The organism is Curtobacterium sp. LFS084 (assembly GCF_047977705.1).
GTDB lineage: Bacteria > Actinomycetota > Actinomycetes > Actinomycetales > Microbacteriaceae > Curtobacterium.
Map to the genome: position 1 here is coordinate 14,251 of NZ_JBFPFM010000035.1, position 19,566 is coordinate 33,816.

The window sequence follows — 19,566 nt, forward strand, 5'->3', positions numbered from 1 at the left end:
CCGACGGACTGGAGGCGCGGGTCGTCCCCGCCACGCGCCTCCAGGCCGTCAGTCCCCCCAGATCTCCCCGACGATCGCGGCCAGGAGCCCGTCCGTCGGGAAGTCGGTCTGGTCGATCTGGATCGTCACGCCGTCGCGCTGCAGCGTCGTCACCGTGAGCGGCAGGACGCGCTCCGCCGACGTCGTGAACTGGCACATACGGCCGCCGAAGCGGTCCGCACAGGAGCCCGACTGCTCCGCGTACTGCTCGGGGGTGTCCGGGCCGATGTCCGCCGTGTGGCTGACCCGGATCGTGATGTTCGCCTCGACCCCGAAGTTCTGCCAGGTGCAGAACAACCACTCGTGCGGGTCGTCGAGGTGGCCCCTGATGCGGTCGTTGCCGTCGGGTTCTCGGGGTTCGCCCGCGCCCAAGACCGTCGAGGTGTGGGCCGCGGCACCGAAGAACCGGTCGTAGTCGGCGTCCGGCACCAGCTGGTAGCAATCGCCCGGGATGAGCACGTTCGAGGCGGCTTGCGCCGACGGGGTCGGGGTCGGGGTCGGGGTCGGCCGCGGCGTCGGGCGCTCGGTGATCGGCGCCGAGGACGGGGTCGTCGCGGAGGGCGACGGCTCCGGCTGCTGCGTGGTGGTCGGTGCGGCGACGGGCGTCTCCTGCTGCGACAGCGACAGGGCCACGGCACCGGTCGCGGTCCCGATCGCCAGCAGCCCGATGACGCCGAGCGCGATGCCCGGACGGAACCGACGCCGCTTCGGACGCGGGGTGGCGCGTTCGAGGACGTGCTGCTTCATCGAGACGAGCATGCGCTGCAGGTCGTCTCCCTCGGGGGGCTCAGTGTTCATCGTGCATCACCACCTTCTTGAGTCGGCGTCGGTTGCGGGAGACCCGCTGGGTGACCGCACCGACGCTGAGGCCCAGCATCTCGGCGGCCTCGGCGTAGGAGTGCCCCTCGAGGAGGCAGAGCTCGCAGATGCGTCGGTCGGTGTCCGGGAGTGCGGCGATCTCGTCGCGGACCCAGCGCAGGCGCTCGCGGGCCTCGGCGTGGTCCTCAGGTGCGGCGAGCTGCTCGGGGAGCTCGTCGGCGCGGCGCCGGGCCTGCTTCCGGCCGGTGTTGAACGCGTGGTTCCGGCAGACGACCAGCAGCCACGGCAACATCGTGTCGGCCGGCAGCTCGAGGGTCTCGGCGCGCTGCCAGAGCGTCAGGAAGGCGTCCTGCACGACCTCCTCGACGTCCTGCCGGTCGTCGACGAGGGCCCAGGCGTAGCGGGTGAGGGTCGCGGCGTACCGGTCGAACGCCCGGGCGAGCGCGTTCTTGTCGCCCCGTGCCATCGCACGGACGATCGCCTCGTCCGTGTCGGTGCCCGTCGTCACGTCCACATCCCACCCCCTTCACTCCAGAGGTGTCCGAACGACCCGCGATCGTGACAAGACCGTGTCGAGGACGTGATCCCGGGCGTGTCGGAGTGTGGAGCCAGGCGCGCGGCGGGTGGCGCGTGGCGCGTGGCGCGTGGCGCCGTACGGTCAGGCGTCGAGCAGGTACGCGATGCCGTCGACCGAGCGCTTCGCCGCCGCCGAGGTCGACACGAAGCCGACGGCCACGATCCCCACGCCGATGCCGACGACGATCCACCACATCGCGTGCGTGGCCACGGCGAACCCTGCGCCGACGGTGGCGACCGCACTCGCTCCGGTGACGGTGCCGGCGAGTGCGACCCCGAGCGACACCCCGGTCTGTCGACTCGTCGACGCGACGGCGGCCGCGGACCCGGACTGTGCGCGGGGCATCCCGGAGACGGCCGTGTTGGTGATGGGGGCGTTCACCATCCCGAACCCGAAGCCGAACAGGACGAAGGCGACGACGAGGACCCACATCGGCGTCCGCGCATCGATGGTCGTGAGGATCGCGCCGGCTCCCGCGACGCCGATCCCGGCGAGGACCAGCGGGACCCGGGTGCCGATCGACCCGACGAGTCGGCCGGACAGCGGCGACACGAGCATCGTCGCCACGGCCGCCGGCAGGGTCCAGAGACCTGCCTCGAACGGGGACATGCCCCGGACCTCCTGCAGGTAGAGCGCGTTGAGGAACAGGAACGCACCGTTCGCTCCGAAGGCGCCGATCGCGGTGAGGACGGCGGCCGAGAACGGGATGCTGCGGAAGAACCGGACGTCGATGAGCGGCTCCCGGCGCCGACGTTCGACGGCGACGAGGACCACGAGTGCCGCCGCCGCGAGGACGAACAGTCCGAGTGCCGCCGGCGACGCCCACCCGAGCCGGGGTCCCTCGATCAGCCCACCGACGAGGGTGGCGAGCAAGACGATCACCAGTACCTGCCCGACGGGGTCGAGACGCCGGGGGCGCGGGGACTTCGACTCCGGCACGAACAGGAACGTCAGCACGACGGCGGCGATGCCGATCGGCACGTTGATCCAGAAGATCGCCCGCCAGCCGACCGTGTCCGTGAGCGCACCGCCGACGAGCGGGCCCAGGCCCATCGACACCCCGACGACCGCTCCCCAAACGCCCACGGCGCGCGCCCGCTCCTTCGCGTCGTCGAACGTCGCCGTGATGATCGACATCGCCACCGGGTTCATCATGGAACCGCCGACCGCCTGCACCATCCGGTAGACGACGAGCCAACCGACCGAGGGCGCGAGCGAGCAGAGCAGCGACCCGACCGTGAAGAGCGCGAGTCCGATCTGGAAGGTGGTCCGGCGGCCGATCCGGTCTGCGGTGGAGCCGGAGAGCAGGAGCAGGCTCGCGAGGACCAGCGTGTACGCGTCGATCGTCCACTGCAGCCCGGAGATGGAGCTGCCGAGCTCACGGCCGATCGACGGCAGCGCGACGTTCACCACGGTGGCGTCCATCGAGACGATGAACAGGCTCATGCAGCAGACCGCGAGGATCAGGTACCGGTGGCGGTAGCGCTGCGGCAGGCCTGGGTCACCCTGGAACGGTCGTCGCGCCGGGGCCGCGGGGGCGGCGTGCGACTCAGTGGAAGTCGTTGCCGTCTCCTTCGCCCGGGGTCTTGTGCCCACCGAGCATGTCGTTGTCGTCCTGGTCGCTCGACGACGCCAGCTGCAGCATCGCGAGGACCACCACGACGACGATGAACGCGATGCCGAGGAAGATCGCGGCGAGCTGGAGCTCACGCGTCGCGATCAGCACGACGAGCCCGGTGAAGACCGCGACGATCGCGGAGATCCCGAGGAGCTCGACCGGGCGCAGGCGGTCGCGGCGGCTGGGGGTGGTCATGCGTGTGGTGCTCCGTCCGGGGTGGCGGCCGGGGCCGCGGTCCCCCACTTGTGCGAGAGTCCGGCGATCACGTGGAAGACCGCGGTGATGGCGAGGTACGCGCCGAGCAGGCCGACGAGGACGATCGAGGCGTCCAGCGTGCCGGTGACCCGCTCGACACCGCCGAGCTGCTGCGAGTAGTCGGGCGGCGTCACCAGGAAGGCGACGGCGAGCAGCAGCGTCAGGCCACCGACGGTCATCCAGTCGCGGGCGAACGGCGAACGCCCGCGTGCGCGGAGCCCCTGGGTGAGTTCGAGTGCCCCGGTGAGCACCGCGAAGGCGGCGACGACCGCGATGAACGCCGGCAGGCCGAGGCCGTTGCACGCGAACGCGGCGACCGCGGCGGCGAGGGAGATGACGGCCTGCACGAGGGTGGTCCGTCGCGACCGGCCGTCCGACGGGAGCCGCGTGGCGCCGGCGAGGAGCAGCACGAGCCCGTCCACCGTCGCGAACCCACCGAACAGCAGCAGGCCGTAGCCCGCTGCGTGGTTGGACGAGAAGGTGATGACGATGGCCACGATCGCGGCTGGCACGGCCCGGAGGACGGGGATCGGCCAGTACCGCGCGCGCTGGCCGGAGTCGTCCACGGAGTCGGACACGAGACCTCTTTCGGGCATGCGGATCGTGGTTCGATCCTACCGCCGTGCCGTGCAGCGGCCGACCGCGCGGGGCGATCGGCCGCTGAGGATGCTCGAACCAGCAGCATCCGATGGCACCGTCGGACCCGGGTCAGCGTGACCCCGGTCCGGTCGCACGGGCGGTGGTGCGACGGCGGACGCGTCGCCGGGCGAGCCACCAGCCGGCGGCACCCAGCGCGGTCCCTGCGGCCGCCACCGCACCGACGAGCCCGAGTCCCTCGGTGCCGGTGTACGCGAGCGCTCCGGTGCGGACCGGCCCGGCGGCACCGGGGTCGCCGGCGTTCCCGGGCTTCCCGGCGGGGACGGCCACGCCGCCGTCCGGCCCCGCAGGGCGCTGCCCCTGGTCGCCGCGGTGGTCCCCGCCGCCGGAGCCGCCGCCGTGGTCACCGCCACCGCCTCCGCTGCCGCCGCCGTCGCCGCCGTCGCCGTCGCCGTCGTCCCCGGGGACCACCACGATCCTGACCCCCGGCGAGGGGTCGCCACCGTCCGGGTCGGTCGGCGACGTCGCGGTCGCCACGTTCACCACGTCCGAGCCGTCGCCGGAGTAGCTCGGGTCGAGTCGCGCCCGGATCCGGAACGCCACCGACTCCCCGACGGCCAGGGCGGCACCGGAACGGCAGGTCACGTCCTGCCCCTCGGCGGTGCAGCCGTCCGGCGACCCGACGAACCGCAGCGCGGCGGGCAGCTCGTCGACCGCCCCGACGTCCTCGGCCGTGCCCGGCCCGCGGTTCCTGGCCGTGACGGTGTACTCGACCTCGTCGCCCGGTCGGACCGCGGTCGCGGGCGACACCGACTTGTCCGTCTCGACGTGCGAGTCCGTCCGGGCGGTGACCGTCGTGCTCGCCGTCGAGGTGTTGTCGTCCTCGTTCGTGTCGGCCGTGCGGGGTGCCGGACGGATGGTGGCGATGCTCTCGAGCGTGCCGTCGGCATCGTCCGGGACGCTGCCGTGCACCGTGACCGTCGCCGAGCCGCCCCGGGGCAGTCCGAGCGCCGTGTCCACGTCGCCGGTGCCCGAACCGGTCCCGCACGAGGACCCCGTCGCGGCCGCGCAGGTCCAGGTGACGTCCTGCAGGGCATCGGGCACGTCGACCGCGAGGGCGCTCGGGTCCGACGCGTTCACCCCGACGTTCCGTGCGGTCACGGTGTAGTCGACGTCCCCGCCGGTACCGACGGTCGGGGCCAGGTCCTGCTCGACGGCCACGTCGGTCGGCGTCCACACGCGCAGGTCGTCGACCTCGTGCACGTTGACGTGACTGCCGGTCGCCCCCGCGAACCCGAGGCGCAGCGTGCTCGGCAGCGGTGCCTGACCGTCGCCGTGCAGCGGGACCCGGTCGAGCACGGTCCGCATCCGGTCGCCGTCCTGCAGGCGGACGGTGACCGCGAGCTCGCCCGTGTCGCCGGGGAGCAGCGTCACCCGGACCTTCCGGAGCGACGGCCCGTCGGTCTCGGTGCCGCCGGGAGCCGGGGCGGCGGCGACCCACCGGTAGCCGAGCACCCCGTCGCCGGAGCCGCGGATCGAGACGGTGTCGGGCTGCGCGCCGGGTCCGGAGTAGTTGATCGGCGTGGAGAAGTTGCCGTAGTGGTCGATCGCGATGCCGGCGAACCCACCGGGGACCCCTGGCAGGTCACAGGACAGGCCGCCGCCCTGGGACGCCTCGCGACGGCACGCGTACCCGAGTCCGGCGCCGAACGACCCGACGCCCTGCGGGGCGGCACCGTCGGCGAGGAACAGCAGGAGGCCGTCGGCACCGGGGTCGTCCACGTCGCGGTACATCGCGTAGCTGAACTCGACCTCGAGCCCGAGGCTGGACGGGAACGTGTCGTCCATCGACCACGCACCCGCCTGGTCCTTGACGTCGTCGGTCAGCCGGAGTCGGCCGTCGACGACCGTGGCGTCACCGTGCAGCGCACCGCCGGCTGCGGTCGTGAACGAGTTCTCGTAGGGGAAGGCGAGCTCGTCGGCCGAGGAGGCGGACGGCACGAGGCCCGGTGCGGCGAGGACGCCGAGCGCGGTGAGGACGGAGGCGGCGGCCGCGACGCGGCGGAGCCGGCGCGACCGGGCGGGCGGTCGGCCGCCCGGTGGGGTGTTGGGAGCTGTCATGCCCCGATGGTCGCGAGCGGCACGCACCCGCCGGACGGACGTGAGCCGATCTGTGGAACGCCGCCCCGCGCCTCCTGGCTGTGGAGGACGAACGGAGAATCGTCAGCGGAGCCAGACGGTGGTCTCCCCGGGGAGCAGCCCGTCGGCGAGCGGACCGGACGCCACGACGACCTCGCCGTCCGGCAGCGGCACCGGCTCGGTCCCGAAGTTCGTGACCGACCGCCAGCCGTCGTGGCGCGCGAAGGCCACGACCCCGGCCGGAGCGTCGAGCCAGACCAGGTCCTCGCCGCGCTGCAGGTCCCGACGGGCAGCGGTCGCCGCCCGGTAGAGGGAGAGCGTCGACGCCGGGTCGCCGTCCTCCGCCTCGACCGAGGACGCCCCGAAGTCGGCCGGCTGCGGCAGGTGCGGCGCGACCGCCCCGAAGCCGAACGAGGGCCCCGACGTGGTCCACGGGATCGGCACGCGGCACCCGTCCCGCCCCTTCACGGTGTGCCCGGTGCGGGTCCACTTCGGGTCCTGCAGCAGCTCGTGCGGGATCGCCACGGCCTCCTCGAGGCCGAGTTCCTCGCCCTGGTAGACGTACGAGGACCCGGGCAGTGCCAGCATCAGCAGCGTCGCCGCCCGCGCCCGTCGGAGCCCCTTCGTCCGGTCGAGTGCCGGCGCGGTGCCGTCGGTCATCAGCCACGCGTCGGTGTCGGTGCCGTCCGGCAGACCGTAGCGGGTGGCGTGCCGGACGACGTCGTGGTTCGACAGCACCCACGTGCTGGACGCACCGGACTCGGCCGACGCCGACAGGTTGCGGTCGACAATCTCCCGGAACGCGGTGGCGTCGAACGGCGCCTCGAGCAGGTCGAAGTTGAACGCCTGCCCCAGCTCCGACGGGCGCGCGTAGAGGACGCGGCGCGGGCCGGGCGCCCAGGCCTCGGCGACCGCGGCCCGGGGCGGGTCGTACTCGTCGAGCACGAGACGCCACGCCCGGAAGATCTCGTGCACCTCGTCGCGGTCGTACAGCGGGTCGGAGCCGTCGAGGGGCAGCGCGTGTTCGTCGGACGGCCGGTACGGCGTCGACAGGTCCTTCGCCAGGCCGTGCGCGACGTCCACCCGGAAGCCGTCGACACCCCGGTCGGACCAGAAGCGCAGGGTGTCCTCGAAGTCTGCGCGGACCTCGGGGTTCGACCAGTCGAGGTCCGGCTGCTCGGGCGCGAACAGGTGCAGGTACCACTGGCCGTCCGCCACCCGCGTCCAGGCGCTGCCGCCGAAGTTCGACACCCAGTCGCTCGGCGGGAGCTCGCCGTCGACCCCCGCGCCGTCGCGGAAGACGTACCGGGCCCGCTCCGGCGACCCGGGGGCCGCGGCGAGCGCCTGACGGAACCAGGCGTGCTCGTCCGAGGTGTGGTTCGGCACGATGTCGACGATGACCCGGATGTCGTGCTCGTGCGCGGCACGGACCAGCGCGTCGAAGTCGTCGAGCGTCCCGAGGCGACGGTCGACGTCGCGGTAGTCGGCCACGTCGTAGCCGCCGTCGGCCAGGGGCGAGGGGAAGAACGGGGAGAGCCAGACCGCGTCGACGCCGAGCGACGCCAGGTACGGCACCCGGCTCGTGATCCCCGCCAGGTCGCCGAGCCCGTCGGCGTCGCTGTCCGCGAAGCTCCGCGGGTACACCTGGTAGACGACAGCGTCCCGCCACCAGTCCGGGTCGGTCGTGCGGGGTGTGCTGGCCGGCGTCCGAAGCGTGCTCACGTCGCCACCGTAGCGACGATCGCCCGACCCGGGAAGGCGTCCGCGCGACCCGAGAAGGCGTGCGCCCGACCGGGGACGGCGTCCGACCGGCCCGGGAATAGCGCTCGGCGCGCACGCATTGGTTGTCGATGACACCTTTCCGTCCCAGAACCGAAGGATCCCCATGACGAACGTCCTCGCCCTCGTCGGCAGCCTCCGCGCCGAGTCCATCAACCGCAAGCTCGCCGAGGCGGCCGCGCACCACGCCCCGGAGGGCATCGAACTGTCGACCTTCGACGGCATCGTCGACCTGCCCTTCTACAACGAGGACATCGACGGCGACACCCCGCCCGCCGCGGCCGTCGCCTTCCGCGCCGCGATCGACGCCGCCGACGCCGTGCTGCTCGTCACGCCCGAGTACAACGGCACGATCCCGGCCGTCCTGAAGAACGCGCTCGACTGGGCCTCGCGTCCGTTCGGCGCCTCGCCCATCTCGGGCAAGCCGCTCGCCGTCATCGGCTCGGCGTTCGGCCAGTTCGGCGGCGTCTGGGCGCACGACGACGCACGGAAGGTCGCCGGCATCGCCGGTGCGAAGGTCCTCGAGGACGTCAAGGTCGCGATCCCGCAGTCGGTCGTCCGGTTCGCCGAGACCCACCCGCGCGAGGACGCCGAGGTCGTCGAGCTCGTCCAGGGCGCGCTCACCGCGCTCGCCGGCGCGTCCGAGGAGCAGGCCGCGGCCTGACGACGTCGCCGACGCGACCAGGCGGCGGACGGGAGGCGCGGTGCGGGCCCGCACCGCGCCTCCCGTCCCTGCACGGTCGCGCCCACCGCATCCCGAGAGATCGCTAGACGTCCTAGCAACGAGACCGGCTACCCTGTCCCCCATGTCCACGCAGGAGATCACGGAAGCGTCCGGGTACTGGTTCCCCGATGACGACGCGACCCAGCGGGGCGTGACCGTCCTGAACGCCCTCCGTCGGTACCGTGCCGCCGAAACCGCGATGCGCCGCCGCACCCGCGACTCGATGGGCATGGGCGAGACCGACCTGCTCGCGGTGCGCTTCCTGCTGCAGGCCCAGCGCGCCGGTCGGACGGTCAAGCCGAAGGACCTCTCCGCCTACCTCAAGATCTCGTCGGCGTCGACGACGATCCTCATCGACCGGCTCGTGAAGTCGAACCACGTCCGGCGCGACCCGCACCCGACCGACCGGCGTGCGCTCGTGATCACGCCGACCACCGAGACCGACGAAGAGGTCCGCGCGACCCTCGGCGTCATGCACCGCCGGATGATGGGCATCGCCGAGGGCCTCTCGCCGGACGACGCCCGGGTCGTCGCGGTGTTCCTCGAGCAGATGCGCGCCGCGGTCGACCAGGTGGACCCCGCCGTCGCGCACTGAGCCCACCGAGCGAGCCGAACGGACGGGGGACGCGTCCTCTGAGCGGACGCCATGCCGCGCCGCGTAGACCGGGTTGGTACCGGTCACCAACGCGGAAGGAACCGATCATGCACGCATCGGACAAGCTCGCCAAGAACCTCCAGGCGGTCCTCGTGGACCTCATCGACCTGCACGTGCAGGGCAAGCAGGCCCACTGGAACATCCTCGGGACGAACTTCCGGGACCTCCACCTCCAGCTCGACGAGATCGTCGACGCCGCTCGCGAGTTCGCGGACGACACCGCGGAGCGCATGCGTGCGCTCTACGCCGTGCCGGACGGCCGCTCGTCGACCGTCGCCGCGACGAGCCACCTCGACCAGTTCCCCGAGGGCGAGATCACGACCCACGACGCCATCGACCAGGTGACGCTGCGCCTCTACCAGGCGACCGGCACCATGCGCGACGTCCACGACGAGGTCGACGAGGAAGACCCGACGACGGCCGACCTGCTGCACGGCTTCATCGAGCGCCTCGAGCAGCTCGCCTGGATGGTCTCGGCCGAGAACCGCGCACCGAGCACCCCGCTCGCGTCCGCCACCACGCCGGCCGTCGCGGACGCCTCGGCACACTCGTAAGGGCGACCAGGTGCGCCGTCACCACCGAGTCGGGACCGACTCGGTCGCAACGATCCAGGAGACGTCATGACCGACTTCCGCTACCTCGTCGTCGGCGGCGGGATGGTCGCCGATGCCGCAGCGCGCGGCATCCGCGAACTCGACACCGAGGGCTCGATCGGCATCCTCAGCGAGGAGCCGGACCGGCCGTACGCCCGTCCGGCGCTCTCGAAGAAGCTCTGGACCGACCCGGACTTCAGCTGGGACGAGAAGGTCGACCTGCACACCGAGGAGACCGGGGCGACCTTCCTGCTCGGCACCGCGGTGACGGCGATCGACCGCCAGGCGAAGACCGTCACGACCGCCGACGGGCAGACCCACGGCTACGAGCGTCTGCTCCTCGCCACCGGCGGCCGACCACGCGGACTGCCCGGTCTCGAGCCGTCCGAGCGCGTGCTCGACTACCGCAGCGCCACCGACTACCGGCGGCTGCGTGAGCTCGCCGACGCCGGTGCCCACGTCGCGGTCGTCGGCGGCGGGTACATCGGCACCGAGATCGCTTCGGGCGTCGTCCAGAACGGTGCCCGCGTGACGCTGGTCGACCCCGACGAGATCGTCGGCGGTCGGATGTTCCCGGAGGACCTCGCGAAGGCCTTCCAGCAGCGCTTCGTCGACCACGGTGTCCAGCTGCGGCTCGGTCGCCGGGTCGAGCGGGGCACCGAGCACGAGGGCGGCGTCACGCTGACCCTCGACGACGGCTCCACGGTCGAGGCGGACGCCGTCGTGGTCGGCCTCGGGATCGAGCCGGCGACGCAGCTCGCGGCCGACGCCGGGCTGACCGTGCGCGACGGCATCGTCGTGTCCTCGACGCTGCTGACCGACGACGACTCGGTCTTCGCGGCCGGCGACGTCGCCGAGTACCCGGACCGGATCCTCGGCACGCGGCGGGTCGAGCACGTCGACAACGCGCAGCAGCAGGGTCGTCAGGCGGGCCGCAACCTCGCCGACGCCGACGAGACCTACGACCACACGCCGATGTTCTACTCGGACGTCTTCGACATGGGGTACGAGGCGGTCGGACAGGTCTCCACGAAGCTCCGCACCGTCGAGGACTGGCAGGACCCGACCGTCACGGGCGTCGTCTACTACCTCGACGACGACGACACCGTGCGTGGCGTCCTGCTGTGGGACGTGTGGGACAAGACGGACGAGGCCCGCAAGGTCCTCGCCGAGGCACACAGCCTCACCCCGGACATGCTCGTGGGGCGGATCACGCCCTAGCGACCGGTCCGGTCACGGGGCACGGCGCCGGTCGTCTCGACCGGTGCCGTGCCGCGTTCGTCGTGGGGCCCGGTCGCGGTCCAGTCCGTCCCTCGGGTCTCCGTCCCGCGGTTCAGTCCGACCCTCGGGTCTCCGTCCCGCGGTTCAGTCCGACCCTCGGGTCTCCGGCGCGACCTCGTCGACGACCTCGCGACGGTCCGCGGGGTCGACGGGCAGGCCGTCGCCGTCCGCCATCGCCACCGCGTGCGCCGACTTCGCGGCCTCGAGCGTCTCGTCGTCGTTCCGCGCCATGCCGGCCAGTTCGACGAAGCGTGACTTCACGAGCAGCCAGGCGTCCCGCGGGCTCAGCCGGGCGAGGTCGGACGACGTCGAGTCGTCCCGCACCCGCTGCAGCGAGGACACGCCGCGGTCGGGCAGCCGCCCGGCGACGTGCGCGACCGCGAGCTGGGCGACGGCGTCGGCCTGCGCGTGCATGACCGAGTGCGCACCGTCCACGACCTCGCGCAGCACCGCGTACGGGAACACCCGTGCGAGGCGCCGGACCCAGTCGCGCGGCACCATCGCGTCGTGCTCGCCACGGACGATGAGCGTGTGGGCCTGCACCTCGGCGGCGCGTTCCTCGATCGGGAACGCGATCATCCGCGGCAGGACCTTCGAGAACCAGTGCCACCCGCACAGCGCGTACGCCGTGATCCCGTGCCACCGCACCGCCGCGGGCTCGTGCACCGTGGACCGGAGGAACCGGAACGCCGACTGCCGGACCGTCCGCGCGTGCGAGTCGACCACCGGGCTGATGAGCACCAGGTCGGAGATCTCCGGCCGACGGGCGGCCACCTCGGTCACGACCTGCGTCCCCATCGAGTGGCCGACGAGCACCGGGTCGACGAGCCGCAGGTCGTCGATGACCTTCTCGACCGCGTCGGCGTACCGCTCGATCGAGACCTTCCCCCGGAAGCGCGGGACACCCGCGAAGCCCGGCAGGTCGAGGGCGTGCACCGGGCCGTTCTCGTTGAGGTGCGGGGCGAGTCGCTCGTAGTACGTGGCCGCGATCCCGAGTCCCGCGACGAGCAGGAACGCCCGGTCACCGGGCTGCCCCACCGAACTCACCCGCACGTAGGTGCCGTCCACCGCGACCCGGTCGACCTCGACCGTGACGTCGGCGTCCTCCGCCTCGCCCAGTCGCTTCGCCGGATCCGGTCCAGCGTCCGTGTGCTCGTCGTCCACGTGGGTCTCCTCGGGTCGGTCGTCGCTCCTCGGCTTCGGGCGATCGCCCAGGATACCCGCGGGACGGCCGATCAGCGGGACACCGCCCCGGCGGTGGCTGAAGGTGTTCGCGGGGTCCGCCCCGTGGTCAGAGGCGGGCGTAGCGGGCGCGGAAGAAGCTGTAGACCCCGAAGGCGATGAAGCCGATGCCGATCACGACGAGGACGAACGCCCCGCCGGGCATCGAGCGCAGCGCGTCGAAGGCCCCGTCGAGTCCGGTCGCCTGGTCCGGGTCGCTCCGGACCGCCGCGACGGCGACGAGGACACCGACGACCACGATCGCGATGCCCTTCAGGACGTACCCGACGACGCCGAGCACGGTGACGACCTGCTCGATCGGCCGTCGCGGCCGGACGAGCTGCTTCCAGAACGAGCGCCGGCAGCCGATGACCACGAGGCCGACGCCGACCGCGACGGCGATCGCGGCGACGAGGAAGAGCAGGAACACACCGCCGGGGGTCGCGAGCGCCGTGGCCGCGGCACTCCGGGACGAGCCGCTCGAACTCTTCCCCGCGCCGACCGCGTACGACGCCGCGGAGTACGCGATGACCCCGTAGACCACGGCCTTGCCGACGTTCTTCAACCGGTTGCCCCACGCACGGGCGCTGTCGGTCCGGCCGCCGACGACGGCCTCGAGCGCGAGACGGATCGTCAGCGCCGCACACCCGATCGCCACGACCCACAGCAGGACGACGCCGCCGGGGACCGCTTCGAGCTGCTGGAGCGCACCGGACTGGTCGGTCTCGCTCCCGGACGACGCGGTGCCGACGCCGAGCAGGATCGCCAAGTACCCGATCAGCAGGTGCACGATGCCGTTGCCGACGAACCCTGCGCGCGCCGTCAGCTCGAACCACCGACTGTCGGCGATGCGCTTCGCTTCGCGGCCGGTCGTCCGGGCCGCCTGTTCCGCCTGCTCACTCACCCCATCGAGCGTGCCCGTCCGCACCGCCCCTGTCCGGCAGGGGCGGTGACACCCGGCGATCTGGCAGACGGGCGGGGGGGGGGGGGGGGGCCCCCCCCGCGCCTCCCGTCGTGACCGTGGTCGCCTCGTCAGTCACCCTTGACGTTGACGACCTGCCGCAGCGTGTGCCGGATCGACACGAGCTCCGACGCGTCCGCCATCACCTGGTCGATCGGCTTGTACGCCGCCGGGATCTCGTCGAGGAAGGCGTCGGTGTCGCGGTACTCGATGCCGACCATCGCCTCGCGGAGCTGGTCGTGCGTGAACGTCCGCCGTGCCGCGCTCCGCGAGAACAGCCGGCCCGCACCGTGCGGCGACGACTCCAGCGACGGCTTGTTGCCGAGGCCCTCGACCACGTACGACGCCGTGCCCATCGACCCCGGGATGAGCCCCGGCTGTCCCGCCTTCGCCTGGATCGCGCCCTTGCGGGACACCCACACGCTCTTCCCCCAGTGCGTCTCGCGCTGCGTGAAGTTGTGGTGGCAGTTGATCCGCTCCTGCTCGTCGACCGGGGTCCCGAGCACCTCGGACAGCTGCCGGACGACGCGGTCCATCATCTCCTCGCGGTTGAGGAGCGCGAAGTGCTGCGCCCACCGCAGCTCGGCGATGTAGCGGTCGAACTCCGGGGTGCCCTCGACGAGGTACGCGAGGTCGGGGTCCGGCAGCTCGATCCACCAGCGCTGCATCGCCTGCTTGGCGATCCTGATGTGCCGCTGGGCGATCTTGTTGCCGACGCCCCGGGACCCGGAGTGCAGGAAGAGCCAGACGCGGTCCGCCTCGTCGAGGGAGACCTCGATGAAGTGGTTGCCGGACCCGAGCGTGCCGAGCTGGTTCCGCCAGCCGCCGTGCGCCCCGGCGGGGTCGAAGCCGGCGGCCTCGGCCATCGCCTCGAGCTCGGCGATCCGCGGCGCGGCGGTCGCGACGACCTTCCGGTTCGACGCACCCGCCGACAGCGGGATCGCGCGCTCGATCTGCTCGCGGAGGACCCGCAGGTCGTCGGGCAGGTCACCCGCGGTGAACTGCGTCCGGACCGCGATCATGCCGCAGCCGATGTCCACGCCGACGGCCGCGGGCATGACGGCGCCGAGGGTCGGGATGACCGACCCGACGGTGGCGCCGAGCCCGAGGTGGGCGTCCGGCATGAGGGCCAGGTGCGGGAACACGAACGGCATCCGTGCCGTCGTGCGGGCCTGCTGCTCGGTGTTCTCCTCGAGCAGTGAGGCCCAGCTGAGCAATCGGTCGGTGATCTTCTGCATGGTTCGTCTCGCTTTCGTGACGGTCGGCGACCGCCTTCTGTGACGGTCTTCGGTGACGGTCCGAGGCGAGGTCCTGCTGCCGTCCTGCACCACGAGCCGTGGTGTCCGGAGGGCAGCGCGTTCTGAGGACGCCCCGGGCCGGGTGGGCACGGGGCGTCGGGTGACGTCGCGTGCCTATGCGGGGTAGCGGTCGGACTGCTGCTCGTTGCGCTGATCGAGCAGCACGACGAGTGCGTCGAGCTGGAGCTCGACCCACTGTTCGGGGTGCTGTTCGGCGCGCACGCGCGGTCCTTCCACTGGTGCCCGGGACGGGCGGTCCTGCCGGTGGGCAGGAGCACGACCGTAGTACGACACGCCCGGGATGCACAAGTCATCCCGGGCGTGTCGTCTGGCGCGGTCGCCGGTCGACTGCCCGGTCGCCGGGCTCGGTCACCCGGCTCGGCGGCTGGGCTCGGTCACCCGGCTCGGTCACCCGGCTCGGTCACCCGGCTCGGTCGCCCGGCTCGGTCGCCCGGCTCGGTCGCTGGTCTCAGTCGTCGAGCTGCTCGCGCAACCGCGCGAGCGCCGGCACCGCACGTGCGAGCGCCCGCCGGTCGTCCTCTGACAGCGCGGACATCGCCCGGACGAGCACCCGCTCGGCCGAGGCGTCGTAGACCGCCAGCCGTTCCCGGGCCAGGGTCGTCAAGCCGACCTCGGTGCTCCGCCCGTCACCGCGCGCGAGCCGCCGTTCGACCAGCCCGTCGCGCTCCATCGCCTGGACGAGGTTGCTCACGGTGGAGCGTGCGAGGCCGAGCGCACGGCCGATCGCCGTCGGGCTCGACCACCCGTCCTCGTCGAGCCGTCGGAGCACCTCGATCTGCGCGTCCGGGATGTCGGGGAGGTCCACCGACGACCGCGCGGTGGTCAGCAGGACACGTCGGAACGGCCCGATCTCGGCGCTCAGTCGCCGGGCCACCCGGGGCAGGTCGGATCCGTCCGCTCGCTCGTCCACGTTCCCAGGGTAGTCACCGGAAGTACGCTTGCAACAAACGTAATCCGGGAGCAAACTCGATGGCATGGACATCACCACCAGCGTCGAGCACCCCGTCCCCGAGCAGGACCTCTCCGGCATCGTCGGCCACCGCTTCATCTACACCTACGCCAACGGGTGGCAGTACGAGATGTACGTGAAGAACGCCACCACGATCGACTACCGCATCCACTCCGGCATGGTGGGCGGCCGCTGGGTGAAGGACCAGCAGGTCGACCTGGTCGCCCTCACCGCCGGCGTCTACAAGGTGTCGTGGAACGAACCGACCGGTACCAGCGTCGTCGTGACGGTCGTGCCCGGCGAGCGGGTCCTGCACGGCACGATCTTCTTCCCGCACTGGGTGGAGGAGGACGGCAGCAAGACCGTGCTGTTCCAGAACGACCACCTCGACCGCATGCGCGAGTACCGCGACCAGGGCCCCACCTACCCGATCTACGTCGTGCCCGAGTTCGCCCACATCACGCTGTTCGAGCACGTCGGCGAGGACGACGAGACCATCGTCGACACCGCCCCGGACGACCTGCCCGCTGGATTCGCGGACCGGAGCAACTGATGGCGACGACGACGACGATCTCGCTCGACCACGGCGGTCGGACGCTCCGCGGGTGGCAGCTCGGCGACGTCGCGCCCGGGCACCGAGCCGCTCTGCTCGTGCACGGCTTCGGCAGCACCGACACCGGCGGGCAGCAGCTGTTCGTCCAGACCGCCCGCGCGCTGGCCGAGCACAGCACCGCCGCGCGCTCCTACAGCCGCCTCGGACACGGCACAAGCGACGGCGACTTCGCCGACATCACCATCGGCGACGAGGTCGAACAGGTCGCCCGGATGATCCGAAGCCTCGCCGCCGACGCCGACGCGCCCGTCCACGTCGTGGCCCACAGCCTCGGCGCGGTGGAGTCCGCCATGGCGGCCGCGCGGGTGCCCGACCTGGTCGCGACGCTCACCCTGTGGTCGCCGGCCGGTGTGGTCGTCGACGACATCGCGCGGCACGACGAGATCCAGGGGCAGCCGCTCGCTGCGGCGCGGGAGCAGGGGTGGTTCGACTTCGGCGGCATGGCCCTCGGCACCGCGTTCATCGACGAGGTGCGGGCAGGCCTCGACGTGTACGACACGATCGACCGGTACACCGGCCCCGCCGAGGTCCTGCACGGCACCGCGGACCAGATCGTCCCCGTCCGGTACGGGCAGCGGTACGGCGAGGTGCTCCCCGGGGCGGTGTTCACCGCGGTGGAGGGCGCCGACCACGGCTGGTCGTCGGTGCCGTGGCGACGGACGCTCCTCGACCACCTGCTCGCCGCGACGAGCGGCAGCGTGCGCTGACCGGTCCGACGCCGCGGGGTACGTCCGCCTGATGGCCCGGCACGGGGCACGGGCAGTCTGGGAGCATGACCGAGCGCACCGGAGACACCCCTGACGTGATCCACGACGAGGAACGCACCGACGGGTACGCGCCGCTCCGCTCCTACGGGGCGATCGGCGACGGTCGGACCGTGGCGCTCGTCGCGCGTGACGGGCGCATCGACTGGCTGCCCATCCCGTCGATGGACTCACCGCCGGTCTTCGCGAGCATCCTCGACGCCGAGCACGGCGGGTACGTCGCGCTCCGCCCGGTCGACCAGGACGCCCGGGTCTCCAGGGAGTACCTGCCCGGCACGAACGTGCTCGTGACCACCTGGACGACGTCGACGGGCACCGTGACCGTCACGGACGCGATGGTGACCGGGGTCGCCGGACGGCTGCCGTGGGCCGAGGTCGCGCGGTGCGTGCAGGGCGTCGCCGGCAGCGTCGAGCTCGAGTGGGCCGTCGTGCCGGGCACCCTGTTGAACACGGCTGAGCCGAAGCGACTCGACACCGCCAACGGTGCCGTCATCGGCATCGACGGCATCACGATCGCGATCGTCGAGCACGGGTTCGACCCCGGGCACGACGACGGGCCGCGGTTCTCCGGACGGTTCTCGGCGACCGAGGGCTCGAAGCACATCCTGACCATCGTCGGCACGCACGACGAACCGATCTTCATGCCACGCCCGGAGAGCGCCCTCGACGCGATGGACCGGACGATCGAGAACTGGGCCACCTGGTCGCGGGAGTTCGACTACGACGGACCGTGGGCCGAACACGTGCAACGGAGCGCCCTCGCACTGAAGCTGCTCATCTACTCGCCGACCGGTGCGATCGCGGCAGCGCCGACGACGAGCCTGCCGGAGGACCGCACGGGCGGCAAGAACTGGGACTACCGCTTCGCGTGGGTCCGCGACCTGTCCTACACGGTGCACGCGCTGACCCGTTTCGGGCTGCGCGAGGAGACCCACGCCGCCGTCTCGTGGGTGATGCGGACCATCGCCGAGCACGACTCGGACATGCCGATCTTCTACGGGCTGGACGGCTCGAAGAGCGACGGCGTCGAGGAGCGCGACGTGCCGGGCTGGAACGGCATCGGCCCCGTGACCATCGGGAACCGCGCCGGGGACCAGCTGCAGCTCGGGGTGTGGGGCGACGTCTTCGAGATCCTCCGCCAGTACGTCCGCGCGGGCAACGTCCTCGACCGGAAGACCGCCGCCGTCCTGCAGGGACTCGCCGACGACGCGTGCCACCGCTGGGAGGAGCCGGACTCGGGCATGTGGGAGCTGCAGGACACGCAGCACTACGTCTCGAGCAAGATCGGGTGCTGGCAGGCGCTCGACGCCGCGGCGGAGCTGCACGACGCGGGCATGATCGACGGTCCCCGCGACAAGTGGGTGGAGAACCGCGAGCTCATCGAGCAGTGGGTCGCCGAGCACGGGTGGGACGAGGAGCGCGGGTACTACGTGATGTACCCGGGGTCCGACGAGCTCGACACGTCGATCCTGCTGCACGCGATGAGCGCGTTCGACCGCGGCCCCCGCATGGAGTCGACGATCCGCGCGATCGAGGAGCAGCTGCAGCACGGCCCGCTCGTGTACCGGTACTCGGGCATGGAGTCCGAGGAGTCGCCGTTCGTGGCGTGCTCGTTCTGGCTCGCCGCCGCGATGGCCTGTGTCGGACGGGTCGACGACGCCCGTGCGCTCATGGACGAGATGGTCGAGCAGGCGAACGACGTCGGCATGTTCAGCGAGATGATCAGCGAGGACGGCGCCTTCATGGGCAACATCCCGCAGGGGCTGTCGCACCTCGCGCTCATCCAGGCGGCGCTCACGATCGAGGAGGTCGCTGGCGAGGAGCGCTCCGGGGAGTGATCATGGAGGGGTCATGAACGACGTCGATGCACGCATGGACCGGCTGCGACGAGCCGCTCGCTACCGGTACCAGCAGCTCGTGGACAGCGAGATCGAACGCGGGTCCCTCGACCCCGACGAGGTCCGCGAGGAACGTCGGCTCCTGAAGGCCGCCGACGTCGCCGCGCACGCCCGCGCCCAGATCGAACAGGCCGAGCGGCGGGGCGCCTTCGAGGGCAACCCGTACCACGGCAAGCCGCTCCCGGGGAACGACGGGCGCCACGATCCCGACTGGTGGATCAAGGCGAAGATCGAGCGCGAGGAGATCACCGGCATCGCTCCGCCGGCGCTGTCGCTGCGCAAGGAGGACGGCGAGTTGGACGGACGGCTCGACGACCTCGCCCTCGAGGCCGACGTCCGTGCCGTGCTCGAGGACTTCAACGCCCGCGTGAAGGAGGCCCGTCGGCAGCTGCTCGGTGGGCCGCCGGTGGTGACCCCGCTCCGTGACGTCGACACCGAGGTGGGGCGCTGGCGGGAACGCCAGCAGGAACGCCTCGCGGCCGAGGCGCAGGCGGCCGCGGACCGGGCAGCCGCTGAGGCGGACCGACCACGACGGTGGTGGCACCGACGTCGGTGAGGTGAGCCGCGCCTCCTGGACCGTCCCCTCCCCCGGACAGCAGAACGACCGCAGCACCGCGCTCGTGGCGCGGTGCTGCGGTCGTCCTGGCGGGGGGCGTTACTTGATCTGGGCGGTGATGGTCGCGACGCCGACGAGGAGGCCGGACTTCACGGCGTCGGTCTTGAAGGTGCTGTTGAGCAGCTTCGCGGCGTCGCCGGAGACGTGCA

General features: G+C 72.3%; 19 protein-coding genes. 8 read left to right on the forward strand and 11 right to left on the reverse strand.

Features of this window, described 5'->3' with window-relative positions; all coding sequences use genetic code 11:
- Positions 1 to 48: 48 nt before the first annotated feature.
- The 7 genes from ACNQOV_RS14985 to ACNQOV_RS15015 all read right to left on the reverse strand — a co-directional run bounded on the left by ACNQOV_RS14985 (position 49) and on the right by ACNQOV_RS15015 (position 7,766).
- Positions 49 to 837 carry a hypothetical protein gene (locus ACNQOV_RS14985; RefSeq protein WP_148286952.1) on the reverse strand — a complete coding sequence of 263 codons (789 nt, stop codon included), beginning with the start codon at positions 835 to 837 and terminating at the stop codon, positions 49 to 51.
- Positions 827 to 1,366, reverse strand: coding sequence for an RNA polymerase sigma factor (locus tag ACNQOV_RS14990; RefSeq protein WP_416395494.1), 540 nt, complete (start codon positions 1,364 to 1,366; stop codon positions 827 to 829). The genes ACNQOV_RS14985 and ACNQOV_RS14990 overlap by 11 nt, the downstream gene beginning before the upstream one ends.
- Before the next feature lie 150 nt (positions 1,367 to 1,516).
- A complete protein-coding gene (locus ACNQOV_RS14995) occupies positions 1,517 to 2,929 on the reverse strand; it encodes an MFS transporter (RefSeq protein ID WP_031262401.1) in 1,413 nt (470 codons plus the stop codon).
- A gap of 55 nt (positions 2,930 to 2,984) precedes the next feature.
- Complete coding sequence (locus ACNQOV_RS15000) at positions 2,985 to 3,248, reverse strand: hypothetical protein (RefSeq protein WP_402265615.1); 264 nt, start codon at positions 3,246 to 3,248, stop codon at positions 2,985 to 2,987.
- Positions 3,245 to 3,886 (reverse strand): DUF308 domain-containing protein, encoded by a 642-nt coding sequence (locus ACNQOV_RS15005; protein WP_402265618.1) that lies wholly within the window; start codon positions 3,884 to 3,886, stop codon positions 3,245 to 3,247. Before ACNQOV_RS15005 ends, ACNQOV_RS15000 begins: the two co-directional genes overlap by 4 nt.
- A 130-nt stretch (positions 3,887 to 4,016) precedes the next feature.
- A complete protein-coding gene (locus ACNQOV_RS15010; protein ID WP_416395496.1) occupies positions 4,017 to 6,026 on the reverse strand; it encodes a lectin-like domain-containing protein in 2,010 nt (669 codons plus the stop codon).
- Positions 6,027 to 6,128: 102 nt separating this feature from the next.
- Positions 6,129 to 7,766, reverse strand: coding sequence for a glycoside hydrolase family 13 protein (locus ACNQOV_RS15015; RefSeq protein ID WP_416395498.1), 1,638 nt, complete (start codon positions 7,764 to 7,766; stop codon positions 6,129 to 6,131).
- 163 nt (positions 7,767 to 7,929) lie between these two features.
- Here ACNQOV_RS15015 and ACNQOV_RS15020 point away from each other — a divergent pair, with 163 nt between their 5' ends.
- From ACNQOV_RS15020 to ACNQOV_RS15035, 4 genes are all read left to right on the forward strand, one after another.
- Entirely contained in the window at positions 7,930 to 8,487 is a 558-nt protein-coding gene (locus ACNQOV_RS15020) for an NADPH-dependent FMN reductase (protein ID WP_022907734.1), read from the forward strand.
- 142 nt (positions 8,488 to 8,629) lie between these two features.
- Positions 8,630 to 9,142, forward strand: a complete 513-nt coding sequence (locus tag ACNQOV_RS15025) for a MarR family winged helix-turn-helix transcriptional regulator (RefSeq protein ID WP_022908038.1) — start codon at positions 8,630 to 8,632, stop codon at positions 9,140 to 9,142.
- Between the two features lie 107 nt (positions 9,143 to 9,249).
- The gene (locus ACNQOV_RS15030) at positions 9,250 to 9,756 is read left to right on the forward strand and encodes a Dps family protein (protein WP_022908037.1); all 507 of its coding nucleotides are present in this window, start codon (positions 9,250 to 9,252) and stop codon (positions 9,754 to 9,756) included.
- 66 nt (positions 9,757 to 9,822) lie between these two features.
- On the forward strand, positions 9,823 to 11,016 hold the full coding sequence (locus tag ACNQOV_RS15035; RefSeq protein ID WP_416395501.1) for an NAD(P)/FAD-dependent oxidoreductase: 1,194 nt from the start codon (positions 9,823 to 9,825) through the stop codon (positions 11,014 to 11,016).
- Positions 11,017 to 11,160: 144 nt separating this feature from the next.
- Here ACNQOV_RS15035 and ACNQOV_RS15040 read toward each other — a convergent pair whose 3' ends face one another.
- From ACNQOV_RS15040 to ACNQOV_RS15055, 4 genes are all read right to left on the reverse strand, one after another.
- The gene (locus ACNQOV_RS15040; RefSeq protein ID WP_416395503.1) at positions 11,161 to 12,240 is read right to left on the reverse strand and encodes an alpha/beta fold hydrolase; all 1,080 of its coding nucleotides are present in this window, start codon (positions 12,238 to 12,240) and stop codon (positions 11,161 to 11,163) included.
- A 127-nt stretch (positions 12,241 to 12,367) separates the two neighbouring features.
- Entirely contained in the window at positions 12,368 to 13,201 is an 834-nt protein-coding gene (locus ACNQOV_RS15045; protein ID WP_416395505.1) for a DUF1206 domain-containing protein, read from the reverse strand.
- 128 nt (positions 13,202 to 13,329) lie between these two features.
- Positions 13,330 to 14,496 (reverse strand): RtcB family protein, encoded by a 1,167-nt coding sequence (locus ACNQOV_RS15050; protein WP_402265638.1) that lies wholly within the window; start codon positions 14,494 to 14,496, stop codon positions 13,330 to 13,332.
- Positions 14,497 to 15,025: 529 nt separating this feature from the next.
- A complete protein-coding gene (locus ACNQOV_RS15055; protein WP_416395507.1) occupies positions 15,026 to 15,487 on the reverse strand; it encodes a MarR family winged helix-turn-helix transcriptional regulator in 462 nt (153 codons plus the stop codon).
- A gap of 64 nt (positions 15,488 to 15,551) precedes the next feature.
- Here ACNQOV_RS15055 and ACNQOV_RS15060 point away from each other — a divergent pair, with 64 nt between their 5' ends.
- The 4 genes from ACNQOV_RS15060 (at position 15,552) to ACNQOV_RS15075 (ending at position 19,357) form a co-directional block, all read left to right on the forward strand.
- On the forward strand, positions 15,552 to 16,079 hold the full coding sequence (locus ACNQOV_RS15060; RefSeq protein ID WP_416395509.1) for a phenolic acid decarboxylase: 528 nt from the start codon (positions 15,552 to 15,554) through the stop codon (positions 16,077 to 16,079).
- Positions 16,079 to 16,846 (forward strand): alpha/beta fold hydrolase, encoded by a 768-nt coding sequence (locus tag ACNQOV_RS15065; protein ID WP_416395511.1) that lies wholly within the window; start codon positions 16,079 to 16,081, stop codon positions 16,844 to 16,846. Before ACNQOV_RS15060 ends, ACNQOV_RS15065 begins: the two co-directional genes overlap by 1 nt.
- Before the next feature lie 65 nt (positions 16,847 to 16,911).
- Positions 16,912 to 18,741 (forward strand): glycoside hydrolase family 15 protein, encoded by a 1,830-nt coding sequence (locus tag ACNQOV_RS15070; RefSeq protein WP_042723588.1) that lies wholly within the window; start codon positions 16,912 to 16,914, stop codon positions 18,739 to 18,741.
- A 13-nt stretch (positions 18,742 to 18,754) separates the two neighbouring features.
- Positions 18,755 to 19,357, forward strand: a complete 603-nt coding sequence (locus ACNQOV_RS15075) for a DUF1992 domain-containing protein (protein ID WP_416395513.1) — start codon at positions 18,755 to 18,757, stop codon at positions 19,355 to 19,357.
- Positions 19,358 to 19,566: the final 209 nt, after the last annotated feature.

Coding starts and splice junctions, on each gene's coding strand:
- ACNQOV_RS14985 (WP_148286952.1), bottom strand. CDS start 837: ATGAACACTGAGCCCCCCGAGGGAGACGACCTGCAGCGCATGCTCGTC.
- ACNQOV_RS15000 (WP_402265615.1), bottom strand. CDS start 3,248: ATGACCACCCCCAGCCGCCGCGACCGCCTGCGCCCGGTCGAGCTCCTC.
- ACNQOV_RS15010 (WP_416395496.1), bottom strand. CDS start 6,026: ATGACAGCTCCCAACACCCCACCGGGCGGCCGACCGCCCGCCCGGTCG.
- ACNQOV_RS15020 (WP_022907734.1), top strand. CDS start 7,930: ATGACGAACGTCCTCGCCCTCGTCGGCAGCCTCCGCGCCGAGTCCATC.
- ACNQOV_RS15025 (WP_022908038.1), top strand. CDS start 8,630: ATGTCCACGCAGGAGATCACGGAAGCGTCCGGGTACTGGTTCCCCGAT.
- ACNQOV_RS15030 (WP_022908037.1), top strand. CDS start 9,250: ATGCACGCATCGGACAAGCTCGCCAAGAACCTCCAGGCGGTCCTCGTG.
- ACNQOV_RS15035 (WP_416395501.1), top strand. CDS start 9,823: ATGACCGACTTCCGCTACCTCGTCGTCGGCGGCGGGATGGTCGCCGAT.
- ACNQOV_RS15050 (WP_402265638.1), bottom strand. CDS start 14,496: ATGCAGAAGATCACCGACCGATTGCTCAGCTGGGCCTCACTGCTCGAG.
- ACNQOV_RS15060 (WP_416395509.1), top strand. CDS start 15,552: ATGGACATCACCACCAGCGTCGAGCACCCCGTCCCCGAGCAGGACCTC.
- ACNQOV_RS15065 (WP_416395511.1), top strand. CDS start 16,079: ATGGCGACGACGACGACGATCTCGCTCGACCACGGCGGTCGGACGCTC.
- ACNQOV_RS15070 (WP_042723588.1), top strand. CDS start 16,912: ATGACCGAGCGCACCGGAGACACCCCTGACGTGATCCACGACGAGGAA.
- ACNQOV_RS15075 (WP_416395513.1), top strand. CDS start 18,755: ATGAACGACGTCGATGCACGCATGGACCGGCTGCGACGAGCCGCTCGC.